13 protein-coding genes are annotated in these 10,787 nt (G+C 68.5%); 8 read left to right on the top strand and 5 right to left on the bottom strand.

The window, feature by feature from the left end; genetic code table 11:
• On the bottom strand, positions 1-785 hold a 785-nt coding region (locus TW83_RS13760), incomplete at its 3' end, for an AAA family ATPase (RefSeq protein WP_045983345.1).
• Between the two features lie 156 nt (positions 786-941).
• Between TW83_RS13760 and TW83_RS13755 the strand changes: the two genes are divergently transcribed.
• Both TW83_RS13755 and TW83_RS13750 read left to right on the top strand, forming a co-directional pair.
• Positions 942-1,322, top strand: coding sequence for a CidA/LrgA family protein (locus tag TW83_RS13755; protein WP_045983344.1), 381 nt, complete (start codon positions 942-944; stop codon positions 1,320-1,322).
• The gene (locus TW83_RS13750; protein ID WP_045983343.1) at positions 1,315-2,034 is read left to right on the top strand and encodes an LrgB family protein; all 720 of its coding nucleotides are present in this window, start codon (positions 1,315-1,317) and stop codon (positions 2,032-2,034) included. Before TW83_RS13755 ends, TW83_RS13750 begins: the two co-directional genes overlap by 8 nt.
• Before the next feature lie 77 nt (positions 2,035-2,111).
• Here TW83_RS13750 and mog read toward each other — a convergent pair whose 3' ends face one another.
• Both mog and TW83_RS13740 read right to left on the bottom strand, forming a co-directional pair.
• On the bottom strand, positions 2,112-2,648 hold the full coding sequence (gene mog, locus TW83_RS13745) for a molybdopterin adenylyltransferase (RefSeq protein WP_045983342.1): 537 nt from the start codon (positions 2,646-2,648) through the stop codon (positions 2,112-2,114).
• The gene (locus tag TW83_RS13740) at positions 2,645-3,874 is read right to left on the bottom strand and encodes an argininosuccinate synthase (protein WP_045983341.1); all 1,230 of its coding nucleotides are present in this window, start codon (positions 3,872-3,874) and stop codon (positions 2,645-2,647) included. Before TW83_RS13740 ends, mog begins: the two co-directional genes overlap by 4 nt.
• Before the next feature lie 105 nt (positions 3,875-3,979).
• On the opposite strand from TW83_RS13740, the gene TW83_RS13735 reads away from it, so the two are divergent.
• Together TW83_RS13735 and ilvA are read left to right on the top strand one after the other, a co-directional pair.
• Entirely contained in the window at positions 3,980-4,708 is a 729-nt protein-coding gene (locus TW83_RS13735; protein WP_045983340.1) for a hypothetical protein, read from the top strand.
• Positions 4,709-4,746: 38 nt separating this feature from the next.
• Complete coding sequence (gene ilvA / locus TW83_RS13730; RefSeq protein ID WP_045983339.1) at positions 4,747-5,988, top strand: threonine ammonia-lyase IlvA; 1,242 nt, start codon at positions 4,747-4,749, stop codon at positions 5,986-5,988.
• Here the strand turns inward: ilvA and TW83_RS13725 are convergent, their stop codons facing one another.
• Entirely contained in the window at positions 5,989-6,348 is a 360-nt protein-coding gene (locus TW83_RS13725) for a hypothetical protein (protein ID WP_045983338.1), read from the bottom strand.
• Positions 6,349-6,470: 122 nt separating this feature from the next.
• Here TW83_RS13725 and TW83_RS13720 point away from each other — a divergent pair, with 122 nt between their 5' ends.
• A complete protein-coding gene (locus tag TW83_RS13720; protein ID WP_045983348.1) occupies positions 6,471-7,757 on the top strand; it encodes a SpoIIE family protein phosphatase in 1,287 nt (428 codons plus the stop codon).
• On the opposite strand, the gene TW83_RS13715 is transcribed toward TW83_RS13720, so the two are convergent.
• Positions 7,754-8,197, bottom strand: a complete 444-nt coding sequence (locus TW83_RS13715; RefSeq protein WP_045983337.1) for an NUDIX hydrolase — start codon at positions 8,195-8,197, stop codon at positions 7,754-7,756. The two genes, TW83_RS13720 and TW83_RS13715, sit on opposite strands and share 4 nt — an antisense overlap.
• A gap of 153 nt (positions 8,198-8,350) precedes the next feature.
• Between TW83_RS13715 and TW83_RS13710 the strand changes: the two genes are divergently transcribed.
• From TW83_RS13710 to TW83_RS13700, 3 genes are all read left to right on the top strand, one after another.
• Complete coding sequence (locus tag TW83_RS13710; protein ID WP_045983336.1) at positions 8,351-9,379, top strand: Hsp33 family molecular chaperone HslO; 1,029 nt, start codon at positions 8,351-8,353, stop codon at positions 9,377-9,379.
• The gene (locus TW83_RS13705; RefSeq protein ID WP_239441350.1) at positions 9,376-9,960 is read left to right on the top strand and encodes a CoA pyrophosphatase; all 585 of its coding nucleotides are present in this window, start codon (positions 9,376-9,378) and stop codon (positions 9,958-9,960) included. The genes TW83_RS13710 and TW83_RS13705 overlap by 4 nt, the downstream gene beginning before the upstream one ends.
• On the top strand, positions 9,957-10,787 hold an 831-nt coding region (locus TW83_RS13700; RefSeq protein ID WP_052714896.1), incomplete at its 3' end, for a CCA tRNA nucleotidyltransferase. The genes TW83_RS13705 and TW83_RS13700, both read left to right, overlap by 4 nt.

The following is a 10,787-nucleotide window of genomic DNA, read 5'->3' as shown; positions in this document are numbered from 1 at the left end:
CCCGCCTGACCGGCGGCCCGCACCGCCTCGCTCAGGGCCTGCGCCGCGGCCAGGCGCGCGGCCTCGGCATCCGACCAGCGGCGGTACAGCAGCAGCCCCTCGGCCAGGCGCAGCGCCGCGCCGATCTCGCGGTATTTCGCCGCCGCGCGCGCCTGACGCGCCAGCGTCGCGGCCTGGGCGGACAGCTGGTCCAGCGTATCGTCCACCCGCGTCAGGTTCGCCTCGGCCCCGTTCAGCTTCAGCTCCGCCTCGTGGCGGCGCGCATAGAGCCCCGAGATCCCGGCCGCCTCCTCAAGGATGCGGCGGCGGTTGCGGGGCTTGGCGTTGATCAGCTCGCTGATCTGGCCCTGCCGCACCAACGCCGGGCTGTGCGCCCCGGTCGAGGCATCCGCGAACAGCATCTGTACGTCGCGCGCCCGAACGTCCTTGCCGGCGATCTTGTAGGCGCTGCCCGCGTCGCGGGTGATGCGACGGGTGATGTCGAACTGATCGTCCTCGTTGAAGCCCGCGGGCGCCAGACGGTCGCGGTTGTCGACGCTCAGCGAAACTTCGGCATGGGCACGGGCATTGCGGCGCGTGGTGCCCGCAAAGATCACGTCCTCCATCCCCTCGCCGCGCATCGCGGTAGGGCGGTTTTCGCCCATGACCCAACGCAGGGCCTCCAGCAGGTTGGACTTGCCGCAGCCGTTCGGCCCGACCACGCCCGTCAGCCCCTCGCGGATGACCAGATCGGTCGGGTCCACGAAGCTCTTGAAGCCGTTCAGTCGCAGGCGGTCAAAGCGCAAGGGGTCGGGTCCAGATTCGAAAAGGCTGGCGGATTGTCCATCCGCAGGGGGGACAAGTCAACCGGACCGCAAGATGTCGCCCCGCCGGGACACTTATCCACAAGATGCGCGGCGTCGCCACTGGCGCGCCCGGGGGCCGCACGCTACTCTTGCGGCATGATCCGCAGCCTTGCCATCATCCTGACGTTCCAGCTGGTCGGAGAGATCACCTCGCGCGGCTTGGGCCTGCCCCTGCCCGGCCCGGTAGTCGGACTGATCGCGATGGTCGCGGCCTTCATCCTGCGCCCTGACCTGGCGCAGGCGATCCGCCCCACGGCGACGGGACTCTTGTCGCATCTGTCGCTGTTCTTCGTGCCTGCGGGCGTTGGCATCGTGGCCCACTGGGATCTGCTGCGCGAACAAGGGCTGGGGCTGGCCACCGCCCTGACGGGATCGACGGTGCTGGCCATCGCCGCAGGCGCCTGGGCCTTCACCGCGGTGGCCCGCCTGACCGGATCCGAAGAACGCGCCGCCCTGAGGGACCAGGGGCGTGAGTGATCCGGTCCTGATCTGGTCCTATCTGGCGCAGGGGCCGCTGTTGTGGCTGACCGCCACGCTGGTCGCGTACCTCGCGGGCGACGCAGTGTCGCGCAGACTGGGCCGCTCCAGCTGGGCCAACCCCGTGCTGATCGCGGTGATCCTGCTGGCGGTGCTGCTGGGGATGACGGGGACCGACTATGCCACCTATTTCGACGGCGCGCAATTCGTGCATTTCATGCTGGGGCCGGCCACCGTGGCGCTGGCGCTGCCGCTTTATGACAACCTGCCCCGCGTGCGGCGCGCGGCGTGGCCGATGCTGGCAGGGTTGCTGGCCGGATCCGGCGTCGCGGTCGTCTCGGCTCTGCTGATCGCCCGCGCCTTCGGGATCGAGGGATCGGTCCTGGCCTCGCTTGCACCGAAATCCACCACCGCGCCGGTGGCCATCGGCATCGCCGAACAGCTGGGCGGTCAGCCCACGCTAACCGCGGCGCTGGTTCTGCTGACAGGCATCTTCGGCGCGATCGTGGTCACGCCTCTGCTGAACGCGATGAAGATCCGCGACTGGCGCGCGCGCGGATTTGCGGTGGGCGTCGCCGCGCATGGCATCGGAACGGCCCGGGCGTTCCAGGTAAACGCCACGGCGGGCGCGTTTTCGGGCATCGGCATGGGCTTGAACGCGGTACTGACGGCGATCATCGCCCCGCTGGCCCTGCGTCTGTTCGGCGGCTAGGCGCTTTCAGGTATTTGGACAAAGAAGAAGTCAGTCTCCTTTGTCCAAATACCCCCTTTTCCGGCCCTTATGGGCGGTCAGGTCGATTTGGGACGAAAGGCCTGGATTCGTGCAGGATCGGTCTCGATGCGCGCCGCACCCATCAGGTCCAGGCAGTAGGGGACAGCGGCAAAGACCGCATCCAGGCAGGTCGCGATGGCTGCGGGCTTGCCGGGGATGGTGATGATCAGGCTGCGCCCGCGGATCGCGGCGGTCTGGCGCGACAGGATGGCGGTCGGTACCTCGCGCAGGGAGGCGCGGCGCATCTCCTCTCCGAAACCGGGCAGTTCCTTGTCCATCACGTCGGCCACGGCCTCGGGCGTCAGGTCGCGCGGCGCGGGGCCGGTGCCGCCGGTCACCAGGATCAGGTCCGCGCCCCCGTCGGCCAGGTCGCGCAGGGTGGCGGCAACGCTGTCGCGGCCGTCGGGGATGATGTGGCGGTCGATGATCATGGGCGAGGTGACGACACCCCGCAGCCAGGCCTCGGCGCCGGGGCCGCCCTTGTCCTCGTACTCGCCTCTCGACGCGCGGTCGCTGACGGTCACGATGGCGATCCGGGCGGCCCCGGCGGTCATTTCGCCACGCGGGCGTTGCGGTTGGCGATCAGCTTCAGGCGCAGCGCGTTCAGGCGGATGAAGCCCGCCGCGTCCTTCTGGTCATAGGCGCCCGCGTCGTCCTCGAAGGTCACATGCGCCTCGCTGTACAGCGAATGATCCGACCAGCGGCCAACGCAGGTCGCCAGACCCTTGTAGAGCTTCAGCCGCACCGTGCCGGTCACATGCTCCTGGCTCTTATCAATCAGGGCCTGCAGCATCTCGCGCTCGGGGCTGAACCAGAAGCCGTTATAGATCAGCTCGGCATAGCGCGGCATGATCGAATCCTTCAGGTGGCCTGCGCCGCTGTCCAGGGTAATCTGCTCGATCCCGCGATGGGCTTCCAAGAGGACCGTGCCGCCCGGCGTCTCATAGATGCCGCGCGACTTCATGCCGACGAACCGGTTCTCGACGAAATCCAGACGGCCGATGCCGTGCCGGCCGCCCAGCTCGTTCAGCTTGGTTAGGATCGTGGCGGGCGACATGGTCTCGCCATTGATCGCCACCGCATCGCCCTTCTCGAAGGTGACCTCGATGAACTCGGGCTGATCGGGCGCGTCCTCGGGGTTCACGGTGCGCTGATAGACATAGTCGGGCGCGGCCTCGGCAGGGTTCTCCAGCGCCTTGCCCTCACTGGAGGTGTGCAGCAGGTTCGCGTCGACGCTGAAGGGCGCCTCGCCGCGTTTATCCTTGGCGATGGGGATCTGGTTCTTCTCGGCGAACTCGATCAGCTTGGTGCGGCTGGTCAGGTCCCATTCCCGCCAGGGCGCGATCACCTTGATCGACGGGTCCAGCGCATAGGCCGACAGCTCGAACCGGACCTGGTCGTTGCCCTTGCCGGTCGCGCCATGCGCCACCGCATCCGCGCCCGATTCCTGCGCGATCCGCACCAGATGCTGAGAGATCAGCGGCCGCGCGATCGACGTGCCCAGCAGATACAGCCCCTCGTACAGCGCATTGGCCCGGAACATCGGGAAGACGAAATCGCGCACGAATTCCTCGCGCACGTCGATGATGTGGATGTTCTCGGCCGCGATGCCCAGCATCAGCGCCTTTTCGCGCGCGGGCTCCAGCTCCTCGCCCTGGCCCAGATCGGCGGTGAAGGTCACCACCTCGCAGCCATATTCGGTCTGCAGCCATTTCAGGATGATCGAGGTATCAAGCCCCCCCGAATAGGCGAGGACGACTTTTTTCGGCGCGTCGGACATGCGGTTAACCCTTCGTCGAAGTTTCAGCGGGAATACGGCGATTTGCGCGTTGTCACAAGGGTTCGGGGGCGATTAGCGTCTGGGCGATTTCAAACGAGTGATTTGATGCTGGCCTTTCGCCTTCTCCGCCATTCCATTCTGCAGCTGACCGGCAATCTGGGCGCGGCGCTGACGCTGTCGGTTCTGCCGCTGTTGCTGGCCGCCCTCGGCATCGGCATCGGGATGGCCGCGCACCAGGCCCTAGCGGTCGGCGATCCGCCCGGGATCATTGTCGCAGTGGTGGCAGTGGCGATCATCGCGACCTTCGTGCTGGCCTTCGTCAGCCTGGCTGCATCCTGGCATCGTCACGTCCTCCTGGGGGAACGCCCGCAGGTCTTTCGCAGCATCGGAGGTTCCGAGGCGCGCTATTTCTGGGCGGCGGTCAGGATGAGCCTCGTCATCATGCTGATCGTCTTCATGCCCATGATCCTCATCGTGGCGCTGACCTCGGCGCTGAACGGCAGCATCTACGTCACCATGCTGGCCAGCTTGATCATCGGGATCGCGGTGGCCATCATCGGCCTGCGCCTTGGAACAGGGCTGGCCGGGGCGGCCATCGGCGCCGCAAGGTCGCTGACGACCGGCTGGAAGGGGACGGAATCCTGTCTGGGCACCCTGCTCCTTCTGGCCGTGTTCAGCCAGATCCTGCAGACCATTCTGAACCTTGCGTCGCAGATCCCCGGTCTGGTGGGGCTGGTGGCCACGCTTCTGGCTGCCTGGCTAGGCACCCTGCTGTCGCTGTCGATCATCACCACGCTCTGGGGGCATTTCGTCGAGGGTCGCGCGCTGCGCTGACCCTTGCCAACAGGCCCGTTTCGCGGCATGGGCGGGGCATGGAAAACTTTGTCGCCGCCGTCCGTCTGGCCGAGGCCGCGCTTCGCGACCTGTTCGAGCCTACGCCCCTGCAACGCAACGACCATCTGTCGGCGAAATACGGCGCCGACATCTGGCTCAAGCGCGAGGACCTGACCCCCGTGCGCAGCTACAAGCTGCGCGGGGCGTTCAACGCGATGCGCAAGCAGGTCACGCCCGGCGCGCCCGGGCATTTCGTCTGCGCCAGCGCGGGGAACCATGCCCAGGGCGTTGCCTATGCCTGCCGCCATTTCGGCGCGCGCGGCACGATCTTCATGCCGATCACCACGCCGGGACAGAAGATCGACAAGACCCGCATGTTCGGCGGAGACGCGATCGAGATTGTGCTGAAGGGCGACTATTTCGACCAGACTCTGGCCGCGGCCCAGGCCTTCTGCGCCGAACAGGGCGCGCAGTTCCTGTCGCCCTTCGACGCCCCCGACGTGATCGAGGGGCAGGCCACCGTCGGCATGGAGATGCTGGCGCAGCTTGGCCGCGCGCCCGACCTGGTCGTGCTGCCCGTGGGCGGGGGCGGCCTGTCAGCGGGCGTCACCAAGCTGCTGGCGACCCAGGCGCCGGACACCCGCTTTGCCTTTGCCGAACCCCTGGGCGGCGCCAGCCTCAAGGCCGCACTGCAGGAGGGGGCGCCCGTGGCCCTGCCGGCGGTGGACAGCTTCGTCGACGGTGCCGCGGTCGCGCGCATCGGGGCCCTGCCCTTCGAGGCGCTGCAGCGCTTTACCCCCGCCGACGTCTATCTGGCCCCCGAGGACCGCATCTGCCGCACCATGCTGGAGATGCTGAACACCGAAGGCGTGGTGCTGGAACCCGCGGGCGCGCTGGCGTTGGACGTGCTGGGTGATCTGGGCGACCTGTCCGGCAAGACCGTCGTCGCGGTCTGTTCGGGCGGCAATTTCGACTTCGAGCGCCTGCCCGAGGTCAAGGAGCGGGCCCAGCGGTTCCAGGGCGTGAAGAAGTATTTCGTGCTGCGCATGCCGCAGCGCCCCGGCGCGCTGCGCGATTTCCTGGACTTGCTGGGACCGAACGACGACATCGCGCGGTTCGAATACCTCAAGAAATCCGCCCGCAACTTCGGTTCGGTTCTGATCGGGATCGAGACGTCGGACCCGGCCAACCTGATCACGCTGATGGCGCGGCTGGACCGATCGGGCTTTGCCTATCGCGACATCACGAACGACGGCATCCTGTCGGAACTGCTGGTCTGATCACGACGCCCAGGCGGCCGCCTGACCGCCCTGGTCGCCGTCCATGACATGCGGCAGGTCGCGCAGGAACAGCTGCTTTGTATGGCCGAAGCTGGCGCGCAGTGCCGCGGGGGCCAGGGCCGTCTGGTCGCCGCGGGCCAGCTGCTGTTCGGCGCGCAGGCACTGGGCGCAGAACTCGGTGAAGCCGATGTTCAGCGCCAGGCCGCGCAGCAGGTGCAGGTCCTCGGCCAGGTGCAGGGTGCGGCTGTCCAACGCGAACAGATGCGCCTCGATCTCGACCAAGATCATGTCGATGATGGGCAAAAGCTCCTCGGGGCCAAGCTGGTCGCGCAGCTCGATCACGCGGTTCCAATCGATCATTCCCCAAACCCTTCGAATCGCTGACATGCCCCTGTCTAGCGCGGCCGCGTTGCGAAAAGTTTAACCGCGGGGAACGGGGCGGTTTACCCGAAATTTACGACCGGCACGCTATGCATGGTCCCATGACAGCCGCGAATCGCCCCTCTCTCCTCTCCGACACGGCACCGCCCAAGCAGAAGCGGCTGGTGCTGCTGGTCGATGACAGCGCCGCGCAACGCCGGCTGCTGGCGCGGCTGCTGAAACGCGGCGGCTATGACGTGATCGAGGCCGCCAACGGGGCCGAGGCGCTGCAGCTGTGCGAAAGGCTGGCCCCGGACCTCGTGCTGTCGGACTGGGTGATGCCCGAGATGACCGGCCTGCAGTTCTGCGCCGCGTTCCGCCAGTTGTCGCGCCCGAACTATGGCTATTTCGTGCTGCTGACGTCGAATGCCGACGCCCATGCCATCACCGAGGGCTTGCAGGCCGGCGCCGACGATTTCCTGACCAAGCCCGTGGCACCCCAGGAACTGCTGGCGCGCCTTGCCGCCGGCGAGCGCATCCTGCGCATCGAGGAGGAGCTGCGCGCCAGCAACACCCAGCTGCGCCAGGCCCTGTCGCAGCTGTCCGAGACCCAGGCCGCGATGGAACGCGACCTGCGCGAGGCGCGCAAGCTGCAGCAGGGGCTGGTGCGCGAACGCTCCGGGCGGTTCGGCCAGATCGAGATCAGCCTGCTGTTGCGCCCGGCGGGCCATATCGGCGGCGACCTGGTGGGGTTCTTTCCCATCGGCGACGACAGGCTTGGCCTCTATGCGCTGGACGTATCAGGGCATGGCGTGACCGCGGCACTGCTGACGGCGCAGCTGTCGGTGCACCTGTCGGGGTCGTCCGACCAGAACATCGCGCTGCGCGGCGCGCTTGGCGGGGCGGATGCGGGGGGGCCGGCAGCGCTGGCACATTTCTTCAACACGATGATGCTGGAGGAGATGAACACCGACACCTACTTCACCATGATCTATGCCGAGCTGAACCACATGACCGGGCATCTGCGCATGGTCCAGGCGGGGCACCCCCACCCCGCGCTGCAACGGGCCGACGGCACGGTGACGCATCTGGGCGCGGGCGGCATGCCGATCGGCGTCTTCGAAAGCCCGCTCTTCGACGAGATCGACATCACCCTTGGTCCCGGCGACCGTCTGCTGATCGCATCCGACGGCATCACCGAGGCCACGACCCCCAACGGCCGCCAGCTGGGCAATGACGGGCTTGAGGCGGTGATGCGCACCAACGCCTTCCTGAACGGCCATTCCTTCCTGGAATCAATGGCCTGGTCGGTGTCGGAATATTGCCGCGGCGAACGGCAGGACGACATGTCCGCGGTGCTGGTCGAGTTTCGTGGCACGGGCAAGGTCATCCGCCTGGACGACGGCTAGCGTCCCGCCAGCCACCCCGACAGCGCCGCACGCGACCCCGGATCAGCCAGCGCGTCCATCGCCTGCGCGGGCGTCATCCAATGCGCACTGTGTCCCGGTTCGGTCGGCGGCGACAGGCGGCTGATAGGCCGTGCCACCCAGATCTGACAGCGCTTTTCGGCGTGCATGTCGTAATCGGGTGAGAAGCAGAACCGCCGATAGCTGCCCAGATAGCGCGGCGCGCCGATGGTCCAGCCGGTCTCCTCGGCCACCTCGCGGTGCAGGGCCGCCAGGGCGTGCTCTCCGGGGTCGATGCCGCCGCCGGGCAGCTGGAATTCGGGTTCGGGCGCCTTCTGATGCGTCAGCAGGATGCGCCCGTCGCGCCACAGGATCGCATAGGCGCCGGGCCTGCGGCGATAGCGGGGTCCGGTCAGCGGCGGTTGTCCGAAACGTGGGATCATGGGGCACCTGTCTGATTGCCCGCCCGTGATAGCCCGGACCGGGCGTGGCGGAAAGCGGCGTGCCCGGGCCCCCTTGGGATCGGCGGAAAATGCCTTATATTGGGCGCAACCGGGCGCGCAATGTCGGCGCCGACACCACCTCAAGGATCAATCATGAGCAAGATCAACCAGATCGCCTGGGACGACACCGTACTGCCCTTTCAACTTGACCGCAGTTCCATCCGGGGCCGCGTGGTGCGTCTGGACGGCGTCTTGGACCATATCCTGTCGCGTCACGACTATCCGCCCGCCGTCAGCGCCATGGTCGCCGAGATCGCGCTGCTGACCGCGCTGATCGGCCCGACCGTCAAGCTGCGCTGGAAGCTGAGCCTGCAGGTGCGCGGCAACGGCGCGATCCGCACGCTGGCCGCCGACTATTTCGCCCCCGAGGGCGAGGGCAAGCCCGCCCGCATCCGGGCCTGGGCCAGCTTCGACCCCGATCGCCTGGATGCCCGTGCCCCCTTCGAGCAGATCGGCGAGGGCTATTTCGCCATCCTGATCGACCAGGGACCGGGCAGCACCCCCTATCAGGGCATCACGCCGCTGACGGGTGGGTCGCTGTCGGCCTGCGCGCAGACCTATTTCGCGCAATCCGAACAGTTGCCGACGCGGTTCCAGCTGGCGTCGGGCCAGTCGCGCCTGTCCGGTCAGGACGCGCAGTGGCGCGCCGGCGGCATGATGCTGCAGACTTTGCCCGGCAATCCGGCGCAGCCGACCGAGGGCGGCAGCGGCGAGGGCGGGCTGATCGAGGCGGCCGACATCCTGCAGGGCGCGGAATCCGAGGATTGGAGCCGGGCCAACATCCTGCTGGACACGGTCGAGACGCTGGAGCTGATCGGCCCCACCGTCGGCCCGACCGACCTGCTGCTGCGCCTGTTCCACGAAGAGACGCCGCGGGTCTTCGACGCGCACCGCGTGGAGTTCGGCTGTTCCTGCGACGCCGACCGGGTGCGGGGCACGCTGTCGATCTATTCGGCCAAGGATATCGCGCACATGACCACCCCGGAGGGGACCGTGACCGCCGATTGCCAGTTCTGCGGCGCGCATTACGTCTTCGACCCGCAAAGCCTGGGCTTCGAGGCGACGGTGGATGCCGACGGCAACCCCCTGCCCGACAGCGACAGCGACAAGGCGGCCGAGTGACGGAGTGGTCCGAATCCCGCCTGCGCGACGCCCTGCGTCGCGCGGCGGACCCCAGCTCTGACTATGACCTGAACCCCGAAGCCGCGCCGCCGGACGCGCCCCTGCGCCCGGCGGGGGTGCTGGCGGCGTTTCGCGCCGATGACGGGCGCCTGGTCCTAACCAAGCGCGCGTCGGGGCTGCGCCACCACCCCGGCCAGATCGCCCTGCCCGGCGGCAAGGTCGATCCGGGCGACGCCGATGCCGTCGCCGCCGCCCTGCGCGAGGCGCGCGAGGAGATCGGTCTGGACCCGTCCCAGGTGCGCGTGCTGGGCTGCCTGCCGCCGCACCGCACCGTCACAGGCTTTTCCGTGACCCCGGTCCTGGCTTTGATCGACGGCCCCTTCGCCCCCGTCCCCGAGGCCGGAGAGGTGCAGGAGGCGTTCGACCTGCCCTTTGCGCATGTCGCCGACCCCGCCCGGTATCGCGTCGAACGCCGGCGCTGGCGCGGCGGCTGGCGCAGCTATCACGCGGCGCCGTTCGGGCCCTATTACCTGTGGGGCGCGACCGCGCGCATCCTGCTGGGACTGGCGCGGCGCCTATGACCCGGTTGCCCGCGCATGTGCTGGAGGATGCCGCCCTGATCCGGGTGCTGGACGCGCTGCAGGCAGAGGGCGATCACGCCTATCTGGTGGGCGGCGCGGTGCGCAACGCGCTGTTGGACCAACCCATCGACGACATCGACATCGCGACCGACGCCCTGCCCGACCGGGTGACCCGGCTGGCACATGCTGCGGGCCTCCGTGCCGTGCCCACGGGCATCGACCACGGCACCGTGACGCTGATCGCCGGCGGGCGCGGGTTCGAGGTCACGACCTTTCGCCGGGACGTCGACACCGACGGGCGTCATGCCGTGGTCGCGTTCTCGACCGACCTGGCCCAGGACGCGGCGCGGCGCGATTTCACGATCAACGCGCTTTACGCGGGCCGCGACGGGGTGGTGATCGATCCGATGGGCGGCCTGCCCGATCTGGCCGCCCGTCGCCTGCGCTTTGTCGGCGACGCCCACGCGCGGATCACCGAGGATTACCTGCGCATCCTGCGCTTCTTCCGTTTCCTGGCCCGCTACGGGCAGGATGCCGACCCGGCCGCCGTCGCCGCCTGCGGCGAGCATCGCGACGGCCTGTCGCGCATCGCCCGTGAACGCATCGGGGCGGAACTGAAGAAACTGCTGGACGCGCCCGACCCCGGCCCGGCGGTTGCCCTGATGGACCGGACGGGGGTGCTGCATCAGTTGCTGCCCGGTGCCGATGCCGCGCGCCTGCAGGCGCTGCTGGACGCCGAACCCGCGCCCGGCGGCTGGCTGCGCCGTCTGGCGGCGCTTGGTCCGGTCCAGCCCGACCTGCGCCTGTCGCGCGCCGACCAGCGCGCG

The sequence above is a fragment of the Paracoccus sp. S4493 genome, from assembly GCF_000967735.1.
Classification (GTDB): Bacteria; Pseudomonadota; Alphaproteobacteria; order Rhodobacterales; family Rhodobacteraceae; genus Paracoccus; species Paracoccus marcusii.
This window is presented reverse-complemented; position numbering and strand designations above follow the sequence as displayed.